Source organism: Micromonospora sp. R77 (assembly GCF_022747945.1).
In the GTDB taxonomy this organism is placed as follows: domain Bacteria; phylum Actinomycetota; class Actinomycetes; order Mycobacteriales; family Micromonosporaceae; genus Micromonospora.
The window spans coordinates 4,011,417-4,032,054 of sequence record NZ_JALDST010000001.1; the positions used below are offsets into that span (position 1 = coordinate 4,011,417).

22 protein-coding genes are annotated in these 20,638 nt (G+C 73.6%); 15 read left to right on the forward strand and 7 right to left on the reverse strand.

Annotated elements, in window-relative coordinates:
- Window positions 1-76: 76 nt before the first annotated feature.
- Complete coding sequence (locus MRQ36_RS18940; RefSeq protein WP_242797263.1) at window positions 77-514, reverse strand: Rho termination factor N-terminal domain-containing protein; 438 nt, start codon at window positions 512-514, stop codon at window positions 77-79.
- The gene (locus MRQ36_RS18945) at window positions 511-1,443 is read right to left on the reverse strand and encodes a ParA family protein (RefSeq protein WP_242797265.1); all 933 of its coding nucleotides are present in this window, start codon (window positions 1,441-1,443) and stop codon (window positions 511-513) included. The genes MRQ36_RS18940 and MRQ36_RS18945 overlap by 4 nt, the downstream gene beginning before the upstream one ends.
- Before the next feature lie 127 nt (window positions 1,444-1,570).
- Between MRQ36_RS18945 and MRQ36_RS18950 the strand changes: the two genes are divergently transcribed.
- The 5 genes from MRQ36_RS18950 to MRQ36_RS18970 are packed head-to-tail and all read left to right on the forward strand — an operon-like array spanning window position 1,571 to window position 5,514.
- Window positions 1,571-3,193 (forward strand): AAA family ATPase, encoded by a 1,623-nt coding sequence (locus MRQ36_RS18950; protein ID WP_242797267.1) that lies wholly within the window; start codon window positions 1,571-1,573, stop codon window positions 3,191-3,193.
- A 31-nt stretch (window positions 3,194-3,224) separates the two neighbouring features.
- On the forward strand, window positions 3,225-3,680 hold the full coding sequence (locus MRQ36_RS18955; protein ID WP_242797269.1) for a hypothetical protein: 456 nt from the start codon (window positions 3,225-3,227) through the stop codon (window positions 3,678-3,680).
- On the forward strand, window positions 3,677-3,889 hold the full coding sequence (locus tag MRQ36_RS18960) for a DUF2997 domain-containing protein (protein ID WP_242797271.1): 213 nt from the start codon (window positions 3,677-3,679) through the stop codon (window positions 3,887-3,889). The genes MRQ36_RS18955 and MRQ36_RS18960 overlap by 4 nt, the downstream gene beginning before the upstream one ends.
- Window positions 3,873-4,859: a type II secretion system protein GspK gene (locus MRQ36_RS18965; RefSeq protein ID WP_242797273.1), complete on the forward strand. Its 987-nt coding sequence runs from the start codon at window positions 3,873-3,875 to the stop codon at window positions 4,857-4,859. The genes MRQ36_RS18960 and MRQ36_RS18965 overlap by 17 nt, the downstream gene beginning before the upstream one ends.
- Window positions 4,837-5,514 carry a 4Fe-4S single cluster domain-containing protein gene (locus tag MRQ36_RS18970; RefSeq protein ID WP_242797275.1) on the forward strand — a complete coding sequence of 226 codons (678 nt, stop codon included), beginning with the start codon at window positions 4,837-4,839 and terminating at the stop codon, window positions 5,512-5,514. Before MRQ36_RS18965 ends, MRQ36_RS18970 begins: the two co-directional genes overlap by 23 nt.
- Before the next feature lie 13 nt (window positions 5,515-5,527).
- On the opposite strand, the gene MRQ36_RS18975 is transcribed toward MRQ36_RS18970, so the two are convergent.
- Window positions 5,528-6,091 carry a heme-binding protein gene (locus tag MRQ36_RS18975; protein ID WP_242797279.1) on the reverse strand — a complete coding sequence of 188 codons (564 nt, stop codon included), beginning with the start codon at window positions 6,089-6,091 and terminating at the stop codon, window positions 5,528-5,530.
- Window positions 6,092-6,223: 132 nt separating this feature from the next.
- Here MRQ36_RS18975 and MRQ36_RS18980 point away from each other — a divergent pair, with 132 nt between their 5' ends.
- The 4 genes from MRQ36_RS18980 to MRQ36_RS18995 all read left to right on the forward strand — a co-directional run bounded on the left by MRQ36_RS18980 (window position 6,224) and on the right by MRQ36_RS18995 (window position 9,547).
- Window positions 6,224-7,648: a DUF234 domain-containing protein gene (locus MRQ36_RS18980; RefSeq protein WP_242797281.1), complete on the forward strand. Its 1,425-nt coding sequence runs from the start codon at window positions 6,224-6,226 to the stop codon at window positions 7,646-7,648.
- 87 nt (window positions 7,649-7,735) lie between these two features.
- On the forward strand, window positions 7,736-8,194 hold the full coding sequence (locus MRQ36_RS18985) for a hypothetical protein (protein WP_242797283.1): 459 nt from the start codon (window positions 7,736-7,738) through the stop codon (window positions 8,192-8,194).
- Window positions 8,195-8,381: 187 nt separating this feature from the next.
- On the forward strand, window positions 8,382-9,023 hold the full coding sequence (locus MRQ36_RS18990) for a DUF6642 family protein (protein WP_242797285.1): 642 nt from the start codon (window positions 8,382-8,384) through the stop codon (window positions 9,021-9,023).
- A 59-nt stretch (window positions 9,024-9,082) separates the two neighbouring features.
- Window positions 9,083-9,547, forward strand: a complete 465-nt coding sequence (locus MRQ36_RS18995) for a PPOX class F420-dependent oxidoreductase (protein WP_242797287.1) — start codon at window positions 9,083-9,085, stop codon at window positions 9,545-9,547.
- A 3-nt stretch (window positions 9,548-9,550) separates the two neighbouring features.
- Here the strand turns inward: MRQ36_RS18995 and MRQ36_RS19000 are convergent, their stop codons facing one another.
- Together MRQ36_RS19000 and MRQ36_RS19005 are read right to left on the reverse strand one after the other, a co-directional pair.
- Window positions 9,551-10,192 (reverse strand): NAD(P)-dependent oxidoreductase, encoded by a 642-nt coding sequence (locus MRQ36_RS19000; RefSeq protein WP_242797289.1) that lies wholly within the window; start codon window positions 10,190-10,192, stop codon window positions 9,551-9,553.
- Between the two features lie 71 nt (window positions 10,193-10,263).
- Complete coding sequence (locus MRQ36_RS19005) at window positions 10,264-11,496, reverse strand: serine hydrolase (protein WP_242797291.1); 1,233 nt, start codon at window positions 11,494-11,496, stop codon at window positions 10,264-10,266.
- A gap of 65 nt (window positions 11,497-11,561) precedes the next feature.
- Between MRQ36_RS19005 and MRQ36_RS19010 the strand changes: the two genes are divergently transcribed.
- Window positions 11,562-12,155, forward strand: a complete 594-nt coding sequence (locus MRQ36_RS19010) for a pentapeptide repeat-containing protein (RefSeq protein WP_242797293.1) — start codon at window positions 11,562-11,564, stop codon at window positions 12,153-12,155.
- A gap of 3 nt (window positions 12,156-12,158) precedes the next feature.
- On the opposite strand, the gene MRQ36_RS19015 is transcribed toward MRQ36_RS19010, so the two are convergent.
- Complete coding sequence (locus tag MRQ36_RS19015; protein WP_242797295.1) at window positions 12,159-14,966, reverse strand: M48 family metallopeptidase; 2,808 nt, start codon at window positions 14,964-14,966, stop codon at window positions 12,159-12,161.
- Between the two features lie 155 nt (window positions 14,967-15,121).
- Between MRQ36_RS19015 and MRQ36_RS19020 the strand changes: the two genes are divergently transcribed.
- From MRQ36_RS19020 to MRQ36_RS19040, 5 genes are all read left to right on the forward strand, one after another.
- A complete protein-coding gene (locus MRQ36_RS19020) occupies window positions 15,122-15,574 on the forward strand; it encodes a pyridoxamine 5'-phosphate oxidase family protein (protein WP_242797297.1) in 453 nt (150 codons plus the stop codon).
- Window positions 15,575-15,779: 205 nt separating this feature from the next.
- Window positions 15,780-16,682 carry a hypothetical protein gene (locus MRQ36_RS19025; RefSeq protein WP_242797300.1) on the forward strand — a complete coding sequence of 301 codons (903 nt, stop codon included), beginning with the start codon at window positions 15,780-15,782 and terminating at the stop codon, window positions 16,680-16,682.
- 496 nt (window positions 16,683-17,178) lie between these two features.
- Window positions 17,179-17,523 (forward strand): DUF1330 domain-containing protein, encoded by a 345-nt coding sequence (locus tag MRQ36_RS19030; protein WP_242797302.1) that lies wholly within the window; start codon window positions 17,179-17,181, stop codon window positions 17,521-17,523.
- 78 nt (window positions 17,524-17,601) lie between these two features.
- Window positions 17,602-18,579: a hypothetical protein gene (locus tag MRQ36_RS19035; RefSeq protein WP_242797304.1), complete on the forward strand. Its 978-nt coding sequence runs from the start codon at window positions 17,602-17,604 to the stop codon at window positions 18,577-18,579.
- Between the two features lie 90 nt (window positions 18,580-18,669).
- Window positions 18,670-18,996 carry a hypothetical protein gene (locus MRQ36_RS19040; RefSeq protein ID WP_242797306.1) on the forward strand — a complete coding sequence of 109 codons (327 nt, stop codon included), beginning with the start codon at window positions 18,670-18,672 and terminating at the stop codon, window positions 18,994-18,996.
- A 48-nt stretch (window positions 18,997-19,044) separates the two neighbouring features.
- Here the strand turns inward: MRQ36_RS19040 and dacB are convergent, their stop codons facing one another.
- The gene (dacB, locus tag MRQ36_RS19045; protein ID WP_242797308.1) at window positions 19,045-20,628 is read right to left on the reverse strand and encodes a D-alanyl-D-alanine carboxypeptidase/D-alanyl-D-alanine-endopeptidase; all 1,584 of its coding nucleotides are present in this window, start codon (window positions 20,626-20,628) and stop codon (window positions 19,045-19,047) included.
- Between the last annotated feature and the right edge of the window lie 10 nt (window positions 20,629-20,638).

Below are 20,638 nucleotides of genomic sequence, written 5' to 3' on the forward strand. Positions count from 1 at the left end.
TGACATTTCGCTGCTCGATGGCGTTGACAGTCCACCATCAGGCGCAGGGGCCGCTCAGTGGGTCGCGCGGTGACGGTCAGCGTTGCCGGATGGCGGTGGAGTTGAGCCGGTAGCCGATGGTGCGGTCGACGATCCGGTCGATCAGATCGGCCTTGCGCAGTCCACCGATGCCCCGCAGTCCGGCGTGCGTCGCCAGCGCCCGCAGTTCCCGCGCCGTCCACGACGCCAGGTACGCCGTACCCTCGTCGCGCCGCGACATGACGGTCAGCGCCGCGTGCGCGACGGCCGGGTCCACAACGGACGCCGTCGGGACCGGGGACGCCGCCGGGACCGGGGGAGCGGCCTGGGCCGGGGACGGCGGTCCGGCCAGGGTGGGCGGTCCGGCCGGGGGTGGTGGGGTGGGGAGGAGGGCGAGTCGGGCGCGGCCGGCGGCCAGCTCGGTGACCTCGGCGGCGGTCAGGCCGGTGAGGAACTCGGCGACCCGGGCCAGTACGGCGAGCGACGGATCGGTCATGCCGCTGCCCCCGCCGGCTGGAGGTGGGCGAGGAACTCCGTGGTGATCTGTTGCAGCTCGTCGCGGACCGCCGGAGCGGTGACCCGGTCCCGCAGTACCACCGGCACCCCGCGCGGGGTGTTCGCGGCGAAGAGCGTGACGTTCTCCCGCAGCGCGGTCGGGAAGACCGGTACGCCGAGCGCCCGCACCTGGTCCATGTAGCCCTGGTGCGCGGCGATCGGTCGCTGCGCCATCAGCTGGATCATGGTGAACACCACGCCCGCGATGTCCGGGGCCACCTTGTGGTGCCGGCGGATGGTGGCGAACCGCCGCGCGTCGGCGTTGTAGCGGTCGACCAGCTCCCGGACGTTGCCGTGCAGGTAGTCGATGCCGAGGGTGGACAGGTAGTCGGCCTTCGCCGGGATGAGCAGGTGGTCACTGGCGATGATCGCCGACTGGGTGACCACGTTGAAGTTCGGCGGACAGTCGATCAGCACCAGGTCGTACGGATGCAGCGCCTCGTCGTGCAGGCCCTCGGCGAGCGAGCCGCGCACCCGGAACAGCTCGGCGTCGTACTCGTCGCCGTCCGCCACACCCCGGGCCAGCGCCAGGTCGATGTCGACGAGCTGGAGGTGCGAGGCGATGAGGTCGAGCCGGCCGGCGCCCTTCAGGCGGGCGTTCACCGGGCCCGGGGAGACCACCAGTTCACCGAGGGTGACGCCCGGGCTGTCCCCGCGCAGCCCGTCGTACCAGCGCTTGACCGTCCGGCCGTCGCGCAGCCGGTCCCGCCAGTCGTCCGGGTCGTAGAAGCTGAAGGTCAGGCTGGCCTGCGGATCCAGGTCGACCAGCAGCACCTTCATCCCCCGGTTGGCCAACTCGGCCCCGAGGTTGGCGGTCATGGTGGTCTTACCCACCCCGCCCTTGTAGTTGATCACCGAAACGACGTACACCGGTGGCACACCTCCCCAGACGGGGAACGGTAACGCCTCGGCGACGACCGGCGACAGACCGCCGTACCGGACGGCCGGTGCTAAAGTCTGCGCGGCTCGGGGTGCTGCGCGGGGGGAGGCAACCACCATGGCCACGTTCCGTGACACGCTGTCCCAGCTCCTCAAGGCCCGGATCCCGGTGCTGCTCGTCGAGTCGTACGAGGAGCAGCGGGTGATCGCCGAGATCGCCGCGGTGGCCCACGACGCCGCCCGGGTGCGGACCCCGCGCCGGCTCTGGACCTGGTCGGCCACCCGCGGCCTGCTCTCCCCGGACGGCGCCACCCGCCAGGGCACCACCGACCCGGCCGCCGCCCTCGACGCGGCCCTGCGGCTCGACGAACCCGCCGTCGTCGTCCTCACCGACCTGCACCCTGCCCTCGGTGGCAGCGGCCGGCCCGCCGAACCCGGCGTGGTACGCCGGCTGCGCGACCTGGCCGTCGCCTACCGCACCGGTCCCGTGCCGCGCACCCTCGTGCTGGTCTCCCCGGTGCCGCACCTGCCGGTCGAGCTGGCCAAGGACGTCACCGTGGTGGACTTCCCGCTCCCCACCGAGCCGGAGATCCGCGCCGTCCTCGACGGCATGATCGCCGCGAACGCGACCAGCGGCCGGATCCGCATCGACCTCGACGAGGCCGGCCGGGAACGGCTCGCCAAGGCCGCCCTCGGCCTCACCCTGCACGAGGCGGAGAACGCCTTCGCCCGCGCCATGGTGGACGACGGTGTGCTCGACGCCCGCGACCTGGGCGTGGTGCACGAGGAGAAACGGCAGGCCGTGCGCCGCTCCGGGCTGCTGGAGTTCGTGGAGGAGAGCGTCGCCCTCACCGACGTCGGCGGCCTGGAGAACCTGAAGCGCTGGCTGGCCCGACGGGACGGCTCCTGGCTCGCCGAAGCCGCCCGGTACGGCCTGCCGGCACCCCGCGGGGTGCTCATCACCGGCGTGCCGGGCTGCGGCAAGTCGATGACCGCGAAGGCCGTCGCCGCCGCCTGGCACCTGCCGCTGCTCCGGCTCGACATCGGCAAGGTCTTCGCCGGCCTGGTCGGCTCCAGCGAACAGAACATGCGCGCCGCCATCCGCACCGCCGAGGCCGTCGCGCCCTGCGTGCTCTGGCTCGACGAGATCGAGAAGGGCTTCGCCGGCGGCCCCGGCGACTCCGGCACCTCCGCCCGGGTGTTCGGCTCCTTCCTCACCTGGATGCAGGAGAAGACCCGACCGGTCTTCGTCATCGCCACCGCCAACGACTTCGCCGGCCTGCCGCCGGAACTGCTCCGCAAGGGACGCTTCGACGAGATCTTCTTCGTCGACCTGCCGACCCGCGCCGAGCGCGCGGCGATCTGGGCGCTGCACGTCGGCCGGCGGCTGCGGCACCCGGCGGTGGCCGGGGCGCTCACCGTCGACCACGCCCTGCTCACCGAGCTGGCCGAGCTGAGCGACGGCTACTCCGGCGCCGAGATCGAACAGGCCGTCGTCGGCGCGCTCTACGACGCGTACGCGGAGCGCCGGCCGCTGCGCCGCGACGACCTGTTGCGCGCACTGGTCAACATGGTCCCGTTGAGCGTCACCCAGGCCGAGAAGCTGGACGCCGTACGCGGCTGGGCGCAGAACCGGGCCGTCGCGGCGACCGCCGCCGAGGACTGGGACCTCGACCCGCCGACCGCCGCCGGTCCGGGCCGTCCGGGCGGCCCGCACGGCGGGCGGGCCGTGGAGTTCTGATGTCCGCCACCGAACCGAGGGGAGTGCTCCGGTGAGCATCTCGCTGATACTCGTGCCGCTCGCGGTGGCCACCGTCGCCGCCGCGCACGCCGCCACCGCCGACCGCGACGACGAGGGCCGGACCATCTGCCAGGTGCAGACCCGGATGCGGGACGAGACGCTGCTCGCCGGCGCGCTGCGCGACACCGGCGCCGCCGTCGCCGCCGACCAGGCCGCGATCACCGCCGACTGGCAGGGGGTACGCGCCGAGTTCCGGCGCGGAACCGACGGCGTCTGGACCGCGCACCTCACCGGCGACGTCGACGAGGAGCGGGCGGTGGCGATCGTCCGGTCGGTCGACGCGGCGTACGGGCGGCAGGTGCAGCGGGCGGTGCTCGACCGGCTGCGCGCCCAGGCCCCCGCCGCCGGGCTGCGACTGGAGTCCGAGCAGGTCACCGAGGACGCCTCGGTACGCCTGGTCTTCGCCGTCGACGGTCGGTCGGCATGAGCGACCGCCCCCGGGTCGAGGTGACCGTGCACCCGGACGGTTCGGTGACCGCGCAGACCCACGACGTGCTCGGTGAGCGCTGCCTGGACTACGTGGCGGTGCTGGAGGACCTGCTCGCGGCGCGGGCGGTCGACAGCGCGTACACCGCCGACCTGACCCGGACCGCGGTCACCGGGTGGCAGGAGGAGCGCGATGTCGACCGGGCCTGACGGGGGTTGGCCGCCGTTCCCGTCCGGCCCGCCCCCGGGTGCCTACGGCCCGGGTGCTGCCGCCACCCCGGTCGCCGTCACCGCCAACCGGGCGGCCAGCTGGAAGTGGCGGCTGCTGCACAGCTGGTGGCTGCTGATACCCGCGCTGGGCCTCGGCTGCCTGGGCGGCATCGGTCTGATCTACGTCGGGGTACGGGCCCGCCGGCCGGCCTGGTGGATCGCGGGCATCGGCTACCTGGTGCTGGGCTGGGCCGCCTTCGTGACCATCGGCGAGGCCGAGAAGCGCACCGTGCTCATCAACGTGGCGACCGCGGCGTGCCTGGTGATCTGGCTCGCCGGCCTCGTGCACGCGCTGGTGATCAACCCGGCCTGGCTGCGCTGGCGGGCCGGCTACCGGCCCTGGTACCAGCAGCCGCCCGGCTGGGCCGGCCCACCGCCGGTCGCGCCGTACCAGGGCTGGCCGCCTCCGCCGGCCGCGACCGGCTGGGGCGGTCACCCGGCCCCGGGCAGCCCGGTCGGGTCCGCCTTCCCGCCGGTCTCCGCGCCGCCGGGCCAGCCGGCCGTCCCGGCCTACCCTCCGGTCGTCGGTCCGCCGGGCGACCCGACCGCCGCAGGCTTCCCACCGGCGGACCCCACGGCGGCGGTACCGCAGCAGCCGTGGGCAGCGCCGACGCCGCCCGGCTCGCCGGTGGCACCAGTACCGGTGTCGCCGGCCGGTTCCACGCTGGATGTGAACACCGCCGGGGCGGAGCAGTTCGCCGCGCTGCCCGGCTTCGACGCCGCCCGGGTGCACCGGGTGCTCGCCGAGCGCGACGCCCGACGGGGCTATGGCAGCGTCGCCGAGTTCGTCGCCGCGGCGCACCTCGCCCCGCACGAGTACGCCCGGCTGCGGGACGTGCTGGTCTGCGTGCCGCCGGCCGGTCCCGCCACACCTCCGGGGCAGGCGCATGGACGCGTACTCGATCTCTGAGGCCGGCCCGGTCCGGCGGGCGGCGTCCGGGCCGGAGGTCGTCGTGCTGGCCCGGTTCCTCGCCGCGACGCGGGCCGAGGGGCCGGGCAACCGGACGGCCGTCTGGGTACAGGGCTGCGCGATCCGCTGCCCGGGCTGCTTCAATCCGCAGCTGTGGGGTTTCCGGGGCGGCGAGCGGACCACCCCGGCCGAGCTGGTACGGCGGGTGCTCGACGCGGACACCGACGGGCTGACCCTGCTCGGCGGGGAACCCTTCGACCAGGCCGCCGCGCTGGCCGAGGTGGCCGCCGGGGTACGCCGGGCCGGCCGCTCGGTGATGACCTTCACCGGCTACACCCGGGACGGGCTGCGCCGCGCGGTCGACAGCGGCCGGGAGGACGTGGCGGCGCTGCTGACCGAGACGGACCTGCTGGTCGCCGGCCCGTTCCGGGCCGACCTGATCGACACCGAGCGACCCTGGGTGGGCTCCACCAACCAGGAGTTCGCGCTGCTCACCGACCGGTTCCCGGACCTGCTCGACGACCTGCCGCGCACGCCGGACCGGGTCGAGGTCGTCGTCGACCCGACCGGCCGGGTCGCCGTCAACGGCTGGGCCGAGCTGGACGCGCTGGACGACCTGCTCGCGTCGGCGCAGCTGCGGACGGAGCGCCCCTGACCGACCGGCCCTCCTACTCGGTGACCGGGAGCACGACCTCGTTGCGGCGCAGGAACCAGGGCTTCCACGGCGGGTCGAATCTCGCGTACCGGACGGCGCCGGTGGGGCTGAGGCCGGCGGCGGTGACCGCGTGGCCCAGCGCGGTGGCCCGCCGCTCGAACGCCTCCGTGGTCCACCGCCCGGAGAACCGGGCCGCGGCGGCGAGTTCCTCGGGAATCTCCCGGACGGTGATCCGCGGGTCCTCCGGCTCGGGGAGCGTCGCCGCGGAGAAGCCCGCCGGCATCACGAACCGCACCAGCCAACTGCCGGGTCGGTCGCCCTCCTCCTGGAGCACCGGGGCGGTCATCGCGATCTTCTGCGACCCGGTGGCCTCCTGCACCACCGGCGCGGTCATGCCGATCCGCCGGCGGGCCCGGTTCGCCCCGCCGATGTAGCCGGCCAACGGCCGGAACGCCTCGTTGCCGGCCCGGTCGAAGGGGCCCTCGACGCGGAACTCCGCGACCAGGTGGGACGGGTACCGGCGCAGCTCGAAGCCCGGATGCCGGGACACCACCCGGTACGGCTGCTGCTCGGTCATGGTCCGCTCCCGCCTCGCGGTCTCGCCGGTCACGCTACCGGCCGGCACGTCCCCCGGCAGCGGAACGCAGCTGGGTCGGGAGAGACCACCAGATTTGATACCATCTTTTCTGGATGTATCAGGGGTGATTGCATGGATGGCTTCGTCGGACGGACGCGGGAACTCGACCTCCTGAACGGGATGTTGGGGCGGGTCACCCGGGGCGGGCGTGCTGGACGCCCGGGGCGGGCACTGCTGATGCGGGGGCGACGCCGGGTCGGCAAGTCCCGGCTGGTCGAGGAGTTCGTGGAACGGGCCGACGTGCCACACCTGTTCTTCACCGCCTCGGCGCAACCCACCGTCGCCGCCGACCTCGAGCTCTTCGTCTCGGCTGCGGCCGGCTCGACGCTGCCCGGTGCCGCGCTGTTCGCCGGGCAGGCGCCGCAGAGCTGGGACGCCGCGCTCGCTCTGCTCGCCGCCGCACTGCCCAGCGATCGGCCGAGCGTGGTGGTGCTCGACGAGATGCCCTATCTGATCGCCACCGACCCCGGGTTCGAGGGCACCTTGCAGAAGATCTTCGACCGGGAGCTGTCCCGACGGCCGGTTCTGCTCATCTGCATCGGGTCCGACCTCGCGATGATGGAGGCGCTGAACGACTACGGCAGACCGTTCCACCAGCGGGCAACCGAGATGGTCGTACCGCCCTTGAGCCCCCACGACGTGGGCGAGATGCTCGACCTGCCAGCTGCCGAGGCCTTCGACGCCTACCTCGTCACCGGCGGCCTGCCGCTGATCCTCGATGAATGGTCGCTCGGTGGCTCGCTGCACGACTATCTCGCGAGCGCCGTCACCGACCCCACGTCCGCGCTGCTGGTGAGCGGGGAACGGGCGCTCGCCGCCGAGTTCCCGCCGCAGTCCCAGGCGGCGCTGGTCCTCCGGGCCATCGGGTCCGGGGAACGCACCTTCTCGTCCATCGCCCGCGCTGCCGGTGGCATGTCGCAGGCGTCACTCATCCGTGCCCTGCGGTTGCTGGCCGACAAGCGGATCGTCGACGTCGTGCTTCCTCTCTCCACGCAGCCGTCCAGGGAGACGAGATACCTCATCGCCGATCCGTACCTGCGGTTCTGGCTCTCGTTTCTCGGCCCGTGGCTGCCCGAGATCGAGCGGGGGCGCGGCGACCTGACCCTCGCCCGGATCACCTCCTCCTGGACCGCGTGGCGGGGGCGGGCCATCGAACCGGTGGTACGTGAGTCACTGCGGCGGCTGCCCGCCGGTCTGCTGCCCGAGGAGGCGGCGGTGATCGGCGGCTACTGGACGCGGACCAACGATCCCGAGATCGACCTGGTGGGCGCCGACCGGGCCCCGGTGGCCCGGAGCATCACCTTCGTCGGGTCGATCAAGTGGCTGGAGCACGGTCCGTTCGACACTCACGACCTGGGTCGGCTGCTGCTGCACCGCTCCCGGCTCCCCGGTGCGGACGAGCGGACCGGGCTGGTTGCCGTGTCCCGCAGCGGGCGGGCCGTCGAGGGCGTCACCCTGCTGACCCCGGAGGACCTGCTGACCGCCTGGGGTGATTGAACTCCTGCCGGCCGGGGCCCGTACCACTGGGCGAGGATGTGGTGCGGCGGGTCAGCCGCACCGCTGCCGAGCTGCGGGAGGCCTGCCGTGCGAGTTGGTGAGCAGTCGACGGATCCCATCGATCAGATTCTGGGCGAGGTGCCGGTCCCGGCCACCCTCACCCCCGAGGACGTCCGGCTCGCGGTCCGGGCGGTGGTGGTGCACGCCGCAGAGGAATGGCCCGCCGGACCGAAGTGCCGCAACGACGGCGCCGCATACCCTTGCCGGCTGCACCGGTGGGGCCGGCGCGTGTTGACGGCCCACGGCCTCAACGAACGCCAGATCGACGCGCTGGTGCAGCACGGCAACCCGTTCGTGCACGTACCCTTCCCGTTCGTGCTGACCGGGTCGGGGGCCAGGCGGCCCACGACCCCGGTCACCCCGTCCCCGCGCGGCCAGGCCGGCCGGGTCGCCGCACCTGTAGTGCGGCCCGCGATCCGGCCCGGCGGGACCGGCCGGCCGGTGGCACCCCCCGCCACCCGGCCGCGCTGGCCCCGGGCGAGCTGACGACCCTGTCGCGGCGCGTCCCGGGGCGAACCGGCGGCGGTCCGGCGCGGGAACCCCCCACTCCCACGCCGGGCCGCCGTCGGCGAAGGTGACGCGAAACGCCGTACGGGGACACCCAGGGTCATACCGCCTCGTCGCACCGGCCGGGTAACGTCTCCGCCGGGCTCTGCTGACGGGGGAGGTGGGCGTGGCGCGCGGTGGTGTCTTCTGCATCGAGGGACAGTGGCACCGGGACCTCAACGAGCGGGGTTCCGTGCTCCCCACCCTGGAACTGCTCGAACGGCTGGGCCGGATCCGGTTCATCCACAAGGACGCGGCCACCCGCGACGAGCTCTTCTACTTCCTGGACCGCTGGCTGCTCAAGCAGTACGCCGACTACCGGGTCGGCTTCTTCGCCATGCACGGCGAACCGAGCCGGCTCTGCCTCACCGACTGGGACTCCGTCGACCTGACCGACGTCGCCGAACGGATGGCCGGCCGCTGCGACGGTCGACGGCTCTATTTCGGCAGTTGTTCGGTGCTGCGCGCCTCCGACGCCACGCTGCGCGACTTCCTCGACGTGACCGGCGCGGCGCTGATCTGCGGCTTCACCCGGGAGGTCGACTGGGTCGAGTCCGCCGCCTTCGAGACCGTGCTGCTCGACGTGCTCGCCAACGGCCAGCGGCACAACGCCGCCGAGCTGCGGATGGGCTCGGCGCACTGGGCGCCGCTCGCGTCGTACCTCGGCTTCCGGGTGATCTATGCCAACGGCCGGGCGTGGCGGCCGGCGACCCGGCCCCGGGTGCCGGCGCAGACCGCGCCGCGCCGCGCCGCCGGCCGTCCCCGCTGACGCCGCACGCCCCGGGCCGGACCCGGCGGTCCGCCCGGCGGCCTGGTAGAACCAGGGACATGGCACGCAGCATCGCGAGCAACACCCGGGTCGACCGGGCCGCCCTGATCGACTTCCTCCGCCCCCGGCACAAGGTCATCCTGATCACCACCCGGTCCGACGGCCGGCCGCAGTCCTCGCCGGTCTCCTGCGGGGTGGACGCCGAGGGCCGGCTGGTGATCTCCACCTATCCGGAACGGGCGAAGGTGACGAACATCCGGCGCGACCCCCGGGTCTCCGCCTGCGTGCTCTCCGACGACTGGAACGGGCCGTGGGTGCAGGTCGACGGCACCGCCGAGGTGCTCGACCTGCCCGAGGCGCTGGAGCCGCTGGTCGACTACTTCCGCAGCATCTCCGGTGAACACCCCGACTGGGACGAGTACCGGGCGGCGATGGTGCAGCAGGGCAAGTCGCTGATCCGGGTCACCGTCGATGCCTGGGGCCCGATCGCCACCGGCGGCTTCCCGGCCCGGCTCGCCGACTGAGGGTCAGTACGCGGCGGTGAACCGGGCGTTCGGGAAGCGCGGACTCTCGATCTCGTCCACGATCGCCACCGCCAGGTCCTCGTAGGTGAGCACCGACCGGCCCTGCGCGTCCGTCACCGGCTGGTCGGTGCCGGTGCGGTAGTGGCCGGTCCGCTCGCCCGGGTGGAACTCCAGCGGCGGCGGCGAGACGTACGTCCAGGTCACCCCGTCGGCCGAGGAGCGGTAGACGGCCAGTGCGTCGGCCTGACCCTCCGCCGAGTCCCGGTACTCCGCCGGGAAGTCCGGCTCGTCCAGGAACGGAGTGCCCTTCGCGGTCAGCAGCGTCGCACCGCCCCCCACGTGGATCACCCGGGGCGGGTCGGGCAGCTCCCGCAGGGTGTCCACCAGCGTCCGGGCCGCGTCCCCCCACAGCTCCCGCTCGCCGCCCCCGATCGCCACCACGAACACGTCGGCGTCCTCGGCCAGCTCCCGTACGCTCCGCGCGGAGGTCGCGTCGCCGGTGACCGTACGCACGCCCGGCGGCAGATAGCTGGTCGCCTCGGGACGGCGTACCGCCGCGGTGACCCGGTGCCCCCGCTCGAGGGCCTCGGCGGTGATCCGCGACCCGGCGGTCCCGCCCGCGCCGAACACGACGATGTTGCTCATGCCCCCAGGCTAGGGATCCGACCGCCCGACGGGTGCCGTTCCGCCGATCCGGGCGGCACCGCCGGTCCGGGTCAGTCGACCAGCGCGGAATAGACGAGCTGACGCAGCTGCGCGCGCAGCGGATAGGTGCTCGACGGCATGAGCTGGGTGAACAGCAGCGCCGTGACCTCCTCCACCGGGTCCACCCAGAAGGCCGTGCTGGCCAGGCCACCCCAGTAGTACTCGCCGACGCTGCTCGGCACCCGGGACGGCACCGGGTCCTGCACCACCGCGAAGCCGAGACCGAAGCCGATCCCGTCGAGGATCGTCTCGGAGAACCCGTCGGGGGCGAACGAGGCCAGGTCACGGCCGCCGGGCAGGTGGTTGCGGGTCATGAAACGCACCGTGCGCGGCCCGAGCAGGCGGACCCCGTCCAGTTCGCCGCCGCGCAGCAGGAACTGGGTGAACCGGTGGTAGTCGGCGGCCGTGGAGACCAGCCCGCCACCGCCGGAGAGGCAGTCGGGCTCGGTAAGCGCGTACCGGCCGATCTCGTCGGCGCGGACCGCCTGCCCGGTCGCCGGGTGCGGCGTGTAGAGGGCGGCGAGCCGCTTCGCGTCCGGCTCCTCGACCCACCAGCGGGTGTCGGCCATGCCGAGCGGCCGGAGGATCCGCTCGGTGAAGAAGGCGTCCAGGCGCTGCCCGGACACCACCTCGACCAGCCGGCCCAGCACGTCGGTGGACACGCCGTAGTTCCAGCTCGTGCCGGGCTGGAACAGCAGCGGCAGCCGGGCCATGCCCCGGGACGCCTCGGCCAGGTCCGCGCCGGCCGGCACCCCCAGGTCGAAGCCCGCCCGCCGGTAGAGGCCGTCGACCACCGAGGTCTGGGCGAAGCCGTACGTCAGGCCGGCGGTGTGGGTGAGCAGGTGCCAGACCCGCACCGGCTCGACCGCCGGCACCGTGTACGGCTTGAGCACCGACCCCTTGTCATAGACCCGGACGTCGGCGAACTCCGGCAGCCAGCGGCTGATCGGGTCGGTCAGCTCGAACCGGCCCTCCTCCCAGAGCATCATCGCGGCGACCGAGGTGATCGGCTTGGTCATCGAGTAGATGCGCCAGAGGGTGTCCGACTCGACGGGGCTGCCCGCCTCCCGGTCCCGCAGGCCGTAGGTGGCCGAGTGGGCGACCTCGCCCCGGCGGGTGACCACGATCTGCCAGCCGGCGAGCCGGCCGTCGTCGACGTACGCGCCGAAGTGCTCGTCGATCCGCGCCAGTCGGGCGGGGTCGAAGCCGATACGGTCCGGGTCGGTGCTCACTGCCAGGCTCACCCCGCCGACGCTACTAGCCGGTACGGCAGCCGGGAAGTGTCGGCCGGCACCACTAGTCTGGGCCGATGCCGGAGCCCACCGAGGACGTCACCTACCGTGACCAGGACTGGTACGCCGAAGAGCTGGTCGACCGGCACTTCGTCCGCTGTGAGTTCTTCCACGTCGACCTCACCGAGGCGGTCAGCCGGGGTGCGGTCTTCACCGAGTGCGTCTTCGGCAACGTCGCCTTCAACGCGTCCCGGCACACCGACTCGGCCTTCACCCGCTGCACGTTCAGGCGGTGCAACTTCTTCGAGGCCGAGTTCACCGGCTGCAAGCTGGTCGGCAGCAGCTTCGACCAGTGCGACCTGCGACCGCTGCGGGTCGACGGCGGCGACTGGTCCTTCGTCGCGCTGCCCGGCGCCGACCTGCGCGGCGTACGGATCAGCGACGTCCGCCTGCGGGAGGCCGACCTGACCCGGGTCAACCTCACCGACGCCACGGTCACCGGGGTCGACCTCTCCGGCGCGCAGCTCGACGGCGCCCGGCTGGCCGGGGCGGACCTGCGGGGCAGCGACCTCACCGGGCTCGACCCGACGGCGGTGCAGCGGGCCGGCGCGGTCATCGACGCCGAGCAGGCGGTCGTGCTGGCCCGGGCGCTCGGTTTCGACATCCGCTGACGCTCAGGGCTCGGTCTGCTCGTCCTCGGGGGCGACGGTGTCGACGACGAGGTCGGTGTCGTCGAGCAGTTCGATGACCTGCTGCCACAGCGCCGCCCGCGCCATGCAGATCCACGCGTGGTCCTCCGGGCTGAGTTCGACGTCGTCGACGTCCAGTTGGCGCAGCAACTGGTCACTGCGGTGGGCGGTCACTTTCGCGGCCCTGGCCAGCTGGACCAACCTGGCCAGGCAGCGGTCGATCCGCTGCACCTGCCGCTCGACGGCCGCGTCGACCAGATGGGGCAGGCCGATCTCGTCGTCGGTCAGCTTCTCCACCTCGTCCAGGAGGAGGTCGTCGTAGACCGACACCGGCGGCGGGAAGCGGTGGTCGGTGGTCCGTTGCAGATCCACCGTCCGGGTGACGAGCCGGGAGAACTCGGCCCGGTCCGCCCAGTACCGCGCCCCGTCGAGCGCGATCCGCCCCAGCACCTCCCAGGTGTGGTCGTCCAGCCGCAGCCACAGCACCAGATCGTGCAGGTAACGCGGCGGATGACGGTCGAGCCGTCGGCGGTGCCAGTGCCGTTCCAGCAGGCGCGCCCCCTCGCAGAGCAGGTTCTTCGCGTACGCGACGACCCGGACCTCCGAGACGTCCTCCGGCCGCAACGGCACCGGCTTCAGCGGCTGATACGCGTCCTGCTGGAAGAACCGGAACTCGGCGCGGTTGCGCAGCCGGGCCAGGTCGGGGTCGCTGGTGGCGATCCAGGTCCGCAGCCGGGAGGCGGTGCCCGCCTGGGTGTCGGACTGGACGGTGATCCGGCCGGCCCGCCCGCTCTCGGTGCACATCAACGCTTGCCGCAGGTTCTCCACGGCCCGGTAAGTCAACGTCTCCGCCGCGCGGTTCACCGGTGCCGACGTGCCGGCGGGTGCCCGGTCGTCGGGTGGGCCGGTGCCGGCCTTCACCGGATAGCCCTGCAGGGCGAAGGCATACAGGCAGCCGGCATGGTAATAGTCCAGGTAGCTCAGGCGGGTGAGGGGATTCCGCCGGCGCTGCACGGCGAAGATCGCGTCGCCGAGCAACATCGCGGAAGCGGGCCAACCGATGCCGAGCGCCCGGTCGGCCTTGCGGCGGCGCCACCAGATCCACCAGTCGCTCAGGCAGCCGACGGCCGGCAGTTCGAGTCGGCTCCGCTCGGGCGCGTCCTGCGGGCCGCCGTGCCGGGCGTCGTGGAGGGCGCGCATCAACCGCAGTGGGGCCCAGACGTCCCGCATGAGCCGGACGAGCCGGCGGTCGAAGCCCGCGGCGGCACCCGGTACGAAGCGGGCGATCGTCAGGTCCTCGTAGAGCCGGTGGAACTCCTGCCAGGCGGCCAGGTGCAGCACCACCGGCGCGGACGAGCGGTGCCGGAGCATCTGCCGGACCAGCTGCTTGGCCTCGTCCCGGGTGCCGGCGTGGGTGCAGGTCAGCACGGCGGGCCAGTAGCGTTCGGCCAGCGCGGCGCAGAGGCGCTCCCGGTTCTGCCGGCTCTGCCAGTGGTAGGGGGTGTTGGCGTAGGCCTCCGTGCCGGGGTTGCGCGGGAACCACTGGGCCATCACCCGTTCGGCGTACCCGAGCGTCCGGGCGTACTGGAAGCGCAGCTTGATCCATTCCGGGTGGCGCCGGAGCTGCCCGACCGTCGTGCCGGTGAAACGCCAGGGAGGGCGCAGCCGACGCCGCTTGCGGCTCCACAGCGCGCCGGTGTAGCGCGCCTCCAACTGCCCGACGGCCAGCGCGCCCTGGTAGGTCTGTAACGCGTCGAGGAAGAGCCCCAGGTCCTCCTGGACGCTGCCGACCATCAGCCGGATGTCGAGGTTGAACGGGTCCAGTCGCAGCGCCTCGCGGTACCACCACAGGGCGTCGTCCAGTTTCAGGTCGTCGTGTCGCTTCTTCGCCTCGTTGTACGCCTCGAACAGCTCCGCCGGCATGTCCCGGCCCCGCCACTTGCGCCACGGCGGGGTCTTCGCGAGCCGGGTGACCGGGACCAGCTTGGCCATCGCCCAGTAGGCCGCCCGGCAGGTGGCGTCCTCCCAGCTGTGACCCCAGCAGGTGGTGGTGGCGCTGCCGGTCCGGCCGAGGAACGAGGTGACCGTGACGGAGAGCCCGTGCCGGGGCTCCACGTTCCGGCACTGGAGGGTCCCGCTGATCTGGTAGGCCTGTTTCGGCCAGAGGGCGGCCAGCACCCGGGGCAGGAAGGAGGCGGCGTTGGTCAGGTCGCCCTGCTCCTTGGCGAGCACGTCGAAGAATCCCTGCGGAGGCGGGTCGGCGGGTCCCGAGTACGGCGGGTAGACGCTGGTCTCCGCGAGCTGGCGACAGAACCGGCTGCGCAGGTAGACCCCCCGCCCCTTGTCCGTGTCGGCCGCGTTCTCGAAGGTCCGCACGTTGACTGGGCCGGGCCGGTAGACGTACCAGTGCTGGCGCCAGTGGCGCCACAGGAAGAAGGTGCAGCCGGCCAGGATGAGCACTCCCAACTGTGCCCACCGGCGCGGGGCCGGTCCCCCGAGGACCGTGTTCGCCAGGCCGTGCAGCACCCACTGGAGGACGGCCCAGAGCCGGCGCCACCACACGGCCGGCTCTTCCCCCGCCGGCAGACCGGTCGCCCGGCCGAACGCGCCCAGCGCGACGAGCAGCAGGGCCGAGCTGAGCAGCGCCAGGATGAGCGACGGGGCCGGGTGCGGGACCGGCAACTGGGAGGGCGCCGTACGCGAGGTCGAGGTGAGCCGGTGCGGGTTGCGGACGTCCCACGACAGCGGCCGGTCGAACGTGCACGCCGTCTGCCGCCGCTTCCCGTCCCACATCTGGCTGTCGCCCCTCGCGTACCCGCTCCGGCCTGCGGTTTCAGGCTAGGCAGATCGTCCGGGACGGGTTGGCGAAACGGGGATCCGGACCGGTTCCGGTGGGGGAGCGGGAAAGACGTCGTACCCTGTCAGGTTTTCCTGCCAGGCTGGCGGTCATGGCATGGTGGTCCGACCTGGTCGAGTCCGAACCCGAGTTCGCGGCGCGCGTCCGCGACCGGTTCACGGTACGCAAGCACGGCACGATGGCGACCCTGCGCCGGGACGGCTCGCCCCGGATCAGCGGTACGGAGTTCGACTTCACCGCCGACGGTCAGCTCCGGCTGGGCAGCATGGCCGGCGCCTTGAAGGCGCTGGACCTGCGGCGCGACCCCCGGGTGGCGCTGCACTGCCCGACGGAGGACACCCCGGAGGACGACCCGACGTCCTGGGGCGGGGACGCGAAGATCGCCGGGGTGGCGCACGAGGAGCCGCCGGCCGAGGACGGGTCGCACCGGTTCCGGGTCGAGCTGACCGAGGTGGTGCTGACCCGGGTGGGCGACCCGCCGGACCACCTGGTGATCCTCAGTTGGCACCCGGAGCGCGGTCTGCGGCGGCGTGAGCGCCGCTGAGACCCGCCCCGACCAGGGCGGATCACCGTTCGGACAGGGTCGGCCAACCGATCGTGCCGAACGGGGCCCTCCTGGAGTTTGGTAACGAACTGGAAACGCCGCGCCGCCGACATATGGTGTACCGGTCGTCCCGATGGAAACGTGAAGCGGGTCACGGTCCGTCCACTCCCGACAGCGGGGCGTGGACGAGGAGGCGGGAGGTTCGGTGGCGGAGCAGGATCGTGCTCGGGTCGACGAGCCCGCACCGGCCCCGAACGGGCCGACCCGTTCGGCCCTGCGCCGGCTCGCCCGCGCCCGGCAACGGCGTCGGCTGGCCGTGGAGGCGCTGATCGCGGTCGTCGCCCTGACCGCCGTGGTCGCCTACCTCGGCACCGAGCAGCACGCCGCGCCCCGCGAGGAGAGCGCCGTCCTCCCGGGCCCGCCGAGCACCGTGGGCCGGCCCAGCCCGGGACCGGGCGCGAACGCGTCACCGGGCGACGACCTGGTCACCCCCGGGCTGCGTCCCCGGCAGCGACCGCCGTCGCCCTCGCCGTCGCCGACCGCCGTCCCCTCGACGCCGGCCGTCGAACCACTGCTCACGGTGACCCGCGCCGACGTTCCCGCGCTGGTGGACCTCACCGCGGCCGGCACCGTCGACTGGGTCCACTGGGGACTGCTCGGCGCCACCACGCCGGTCCGCAAGCGGACCGGGTCGGGGGAGATCCGCGACGAGGGCGGCCGGGGCGCGCGGGAGAGCTTCAGCACCAACCCCGAGGCGTACGCCTGGCGGGACGGCGCGCCCGTCGGGGCGGCCAGCGGCACCACGGCCGGGGTGCAGACCTGCGGGAAGGGCAACGGCTTCGTGCTCTCCGTCGCCGCCGACGGCGCCCCGCGCACGGTCCGGCTCTATGTCGGGCTGTGGGCGGCCCGGGCCCGCCTCGACGTGCGGCTCTCCACCGGCGGCCCGACCAGCAGCATGCGGCTGGAGGACCCGCACACCCAGCACACCGCCGAGTTCACCGTCCGGTTCCGCGCGCCGAAGGGGGCGAAGCTCCAGGTGAGCTGGACCGTGGAGGAGTCCTTCGGCGACTGCGGCACCGTCGGCCTGCAGGCCGCCGCGCTGCGCTGACCCGAGCCCCGTGCCGCTCATCCTCTGCCTCCCGCTGGCGTTCTGCCTCCTGCTGGCGTCCTGCGTCCCGCCGGCTTCTTGCGTTCCGTCGGTGTCCTGCGTCCCGCTGGCTTCCTGCGTCTCGCCCGGCGACCGAGGCAGGGCCGGACCAGCCTGCCGGCCCGGCCCTCCTTCACCCGCTACAGCTTTGATGACGAATACGAATCACCGGACCGGCCGCAGGGCTCGGCGCCGGTGGCAACGGCACCGATTCATTTACGTCATAAAACTCGTAGCGACTCCAAAAGGGTGCCCGCGGGGTCCGTGAGGCTGCTGGGCCGGGCCGACGGATGTGGGCGAGAACGCGGGGAGGGCCCGGAGTGGGCGTTCGGCCGCCGCCGACAACGGATCGGACCCGCACCTACCCCCGAGGTGATCGACCCGGTGGCGGGACGGCGGCAGAATCGCGAGCAAGTCCTGCGACCGAGGAATCGGCGCACGTCATCGGGGAGGAACCATGTCCGCGTTCGCGCTCGCCCACCTGCGTACCCCGCAGGTCAACGACGACATCGTCGAATACCTGGAGAAGATCCAGGCGACCCTCGACCCGTACGCGGGTCGGTTCCGGGTGCACGGCCCGGATCCGGAGGTGATCGAGGGGGAGTGGCCGGGCACCGTCGTGATCATCGAGTTCCCGGACGTCGAGCGGGCCCGCGCCTGGTACGCCTCCCCGGCGTACCAGGAGATCCTGCCCTTGCGGCTGCGGCACATCGAGGGCTCGGCGATCATCGTCGAGGGGGTCGGTCCGGACTACGATCCGGCCACCCGGGTCCGCCGGCCCGAGGTCGCCGGGGAGCGGTGAGCCGCTCCCACGTCGCGGGGAGCCGCGCCACTCCCGGGCGGGAGTGACCGGGCGCCCGGCGGCGGCAGGCTGGACGACATGTCGCTCACCCTGCCGTCGCCCGCCCCGGCGCGGACCCGGCCGCTCCTGCTGCCGTACGCCGTGGTCGTCTGGGCCCTGCTCTACGGCGCCCTGCGGCTGACCTGGACGGTGGCCGGTGCGCCCGGCTTCGGGCCGCTGCACACCGACCTGGTGGTCGTGACCGGCCGGTGGTCGGTGGCGGTCTGCGCGGCTGCCGGGCTCGCGGCCGGCGCGCTGGCCCGGGCGCGCACCTGGCGGCCGGGCCTCGCGGTCGCCGCATGGGCGGTCTGCGCGCTGCTCGTGCTCTCCTGCGCGCTGCTCCTGCTGGACGTGGTCGGTCTCCTGATCGGCCAGCTGAGCCCGGCGTTCACCCTGGCCGGCCTCCTCAGCCGGGTCGGTGCGCTCACCGGCGCGGCACTGCTGCACGCCACCGTGCTGGACCATCGGCGGCGGCACCGTGGCGACTGTGGACGCTGCGGCCGGACCGGTCGTCCGGGGCGCTGGTCGGCGGCGCCGGTGCCGGGCTGGGCCCGGATCGCGGCATGGACGGCGGTGGCCGGCTGCCTGGTGCGGCTGGCCGCCCAGGTGGCCGTGGGCTTCGGGGACCTGCCGCTGGCCCAGGGGGCTTCGGCCGTGCTCTTCGAGGTGGGCTTCCTGCTGGCGGGGGTGCTGCTACCGCTGGCCCTGGTCCACCGGTGGGGGCGGGTGTGGCCGCGCTGGGTGCCGCTGCTGGCCGGCCGGACCGTCCCGCGCGGGCTGCTGCTCGTCCCGGCGGCGGTCTTCTCCGTCGGTCTGGTCGGCTATTTCGGCGTCGGCATCGGCCAACTCGCCGTCGAGACCGGCACCGGCACCTTCGACCCGGGGGACGGGCGATACCCGCTGGCGTTCTTCTGGGTCGCCATGCCCGGATACTGGCTGTGGGGGTGGGGCCTCGGCGTCGCCGCGGTCGGCCACCACCTGCGGACCCGCCGCCCGTGCCGGCACTGTGCCCGGTGAGGGCGGGGACAGTTTGTCCGTCACGCGCCGTCGGGGCCGACGTACCGTCCGGTAGTCCGAATCACACCATCCTCTGTGGAGGCCCCACCGATGAGCAGCAGTGCCCGCCTAGTCCGCCCCGCCGTGCAGCCGGGGGCGGGTGAGGAGTCCGACGACACGCTGCGCGACATCCCGCTGCCGCCGTACGTGACCGGCGAGGACGCCCAGTTCGCGGTGCGCGCCGTGGTGGTGCACGCGCCCCGGCGCTGGTCCGGCGGGACGATCTGCCGCAACGACGCCAGCCCGCACCCGTGCCGGCTGCACCGCTGGGGTCGGCGGGTGCTCACCCTGCGCGGGCTGCCGCCCGCGGCGATCGATGCGCTGATCGAGCAGGGCGACCCGGCCGCGGCCCCGCCGCCGCACCGGCCCGGCGCCTGACCGAACGCGCGGGTCCCCACCCACCCCCTGGGTGGGGACCCGCGCCCGTCAGCAGCGCACCGGCTTCACCCAGGAACACTCCAGACCCTCCGGCACCCGCGGTGCCTCGGGCGCCGTCGGCACCGTCAGCCGCGCCGTGGTCGTCCCCTTCTCGGTGTACGACGCCAGCGCGATCGCGATCTGGTCCTCGAGGCTCTTCACCGACGAGGTCAGGTAGTTGTTCAGCACGACCGAGAAGGCCAGCAGGTGGCCGTCGGCGTCGGTGACGTAGCCGGAGAGGCTGGACGCGCCGGTCAGGCTGCCCGTCTTGGCGTGCACGTTGTTCGCCGCCGGGGTGCCGCGCATCCGGCTGCGCAGCGTCCCGCCGACGAACCGGTCGGCGTTGCCGGCGACCGGCAGCGCGGCGTACCAGGTGTCGAACCAGGGTTCGGCGCGGACGGCGGCGAGCAGCGCGACGAACTCGGTCGGCGGGATCAGGTTGCGCCGGGACAGCCCGGAGCCGTCCCGCTGGCGCAGGTTGCCGGTGTCCACGCCGTTGTCCCCGACGTACTCGCCGATCGCGGTGAGCCCCGCCGACCAGCTGCCCGAGCCGGAGAGGATCCGGCCCAGCTCCTTCGTCAGCACCTCCGCGTGCCCGTTGTTGGACAGCTTGAGGAACGGCACCATCAGCTCGGCGAGGGTCATCGAGTCGTGCCGGGCGACGGGCTTCGCCTCGGCCGGGGTGGGCTGGCCGAGGACGGTCCGGCCGAGCACCCGTACGCCGTGCCGGCGCAGCGCCGCCCGGAAGATGTCGGCGGCGTAGCCGGTCGGCTCCCAGACCGTCATCCAGTCGCTCTCGGGCTGCTGGCCGACCGCGATCTGGCCGGTCACCACGATGGTGTTCCCGCCGTGCTCCCGCTCGAACGAGATCGTCGTCTCCCCGCCGGCGACCGTCTCGGCCCGGTTCTCGATCCGCAGCCAGCCGTTGGGCGGGGTCATCGTCACCACCGGCGGCGCACCGGCCGCCGCGGCGGGGGCGGCGTTCACGATCACCGTGCCGGCGTCGTAGTCGGTGTCCGGGGCGACGGTCAGCGCGGAGACCTGCGCGGCGTAGTAGTAGGACTCGTCGTCCCAGGTCCAGTCGGGGCCCAGCCGGGTGTCGTCGTAGCGGGTGTCGTCGGCGACCAGGTTCCCGGTCACCACCCGTACGCCGTCCGCCGCCACCTGGGCGGCCAGCGCGTCGTAGTCGGCGGCGAGCATCGTGGGGTCGCCGCCGCCGCGCAGGTAGAGGTCCCCGGAGAGCAGGCCGGCCCGCCGGACCCCGTCGGTGGCGACGTCGGTGGTGAACCGGTGGCCGGGGCCGAGCAGCTCCAGCGCCGCGGTGGAGGTGAGCAGCTTGGCGTTGGAGGCGGGCACCAGCCTGCGGTCGCCGTTGCGGTCGTAGAGGGTCTCGCCGGTGGCGGTGTCGACCACGACCACGCCGGCCTGTGCCCCGTCGAGCCGGGAGTCGGCGAGGACCGTGTCGATGGTGGCGTTCAGCCGGGTCCGGGCGGGGGTGGGGGACTCGGCTGTGGCGTCGGGGGCGCCGGCGGTGGCCGCGGTGGCGGCCAACGCCAGCACCGCGAGCGCCCCGGTAAAGAGACGACGATGCATGCGTAGATGC

Bases quoted from the DNA above. Each gene is read 5' to 3' on its own strand.
- MRQ36_RS18940 (WP_242797263.1), bottom strand. From the start codon at position 514: ATGACCGATCCGTCGCTCGCCGTACTGGCCCGGGTCGCCGAGTTCCTC.
- MRQ36_RS18950 (WP_242797267.1), top strand. From the start codon at position 1,571: ATGGCCACGTTCCGTGACACGCTGTCCCAGCTCCTCAAGGCCCGGATC.
- MRQ36_RS18960 (WP_242797271.1), top strand. From the start codon at position 3,677: ATGAGCGACCGCCCCCGGGTCGAGGTGACCGTGCACCCGGACGGTTCG.
- MRQ36_RS18965 (WP_242797273.1), top strand. From the start codon at position 3,873: ATGTCGACCGGGCCTGACGGGGGTTGGCCGCCGTTCCCGTCCGGCCCG.
- MRQ36_RS18970 (WP_242797275.1), top strand. From the start codon at position 4,837: ATGGACGCGTACTCGATCTCTGAGGCCGGCCCGGTCCGGCGGGCGGCG.
- MRQ36_RS18975 (WP_242797279.1), bottom strand. From the start codon at position 6,091: ATGACCGAGCAGCAGCCGTACCGGGTGGTGTCCCGGCATCCGGGCTTC.
- MRQ36_RS18980 (WP_242797281.1), top strand. From the start codon at position 6,224: ATGGATGGCTTCGTCGGACGGACGCGGGAACTCGACCTCCTGAACGGG.
- MRQ36_RS18995 (WP_242797287.1), top strand. From the start codon at position 9,083: ATGGCACGCAGCATCGCGAGCAACACCCGGGTCGACCGGGCCGCCCTG.
- MRQ36_RS19000 (WP_242797289.1), bottom strand. From the start codon at position 10,192: ATGAGCAACATCGTCGTGTTCGGCGCGGGCGGGACCGCCGGGTCGCGG.
- MRQ36_RS19010 (WP_242797293.1), top strand. From the start codon at position 11,562: ATGCCGGAGCCCACCGAGGACGTCACCTACCGTGACCAGGACTGGTAC.
- MRQ36_RS19015 (WP_242797295.1), bottom strand. From the start codon at position 14,966: ATGTGGGACGGGAAGCGGCGGCAGACGGCGTGCACGTTCGACCGGCCG.
- MRQ36_RS19020 (WP_242797297.1), top strand. From the start codon at position 15,122: ATGGCATGGTGGTCCGACCTGGTCGAGTCCGAACCCGAGTTCGCGGCG.
- MRQ36_RS19030 (WP_242797302.1), top strand. From the start codon at position 17,179: ATGTCCGCGTTCGCGCTCGCCCACCTGCGTACCCCGCAGGTCAACGAC.
- MRQ36_RS19035 (WP_242797304.1), top strand. From the start codon at position 17,602: ATGTCGCTCACCCTGCCGTCGCCCGCCCCGGCGCGGACCCGGCCGCTC.
- MRQ36_RS19040 (WP_242797306.1), top strand. From the start codon at position 18,670: ATGAGCAGCAGTGCCCGCCTAGTCCGCCCCGCCGTGCAGCCGGGGGCG.
- dacB (WP_242797308.1), bottom strand. From the start codon at position 20,628: ATGCATCGTCGTCTCTTTACCGGGGCGCTCGCGGTGCTGGCGTTGGCC.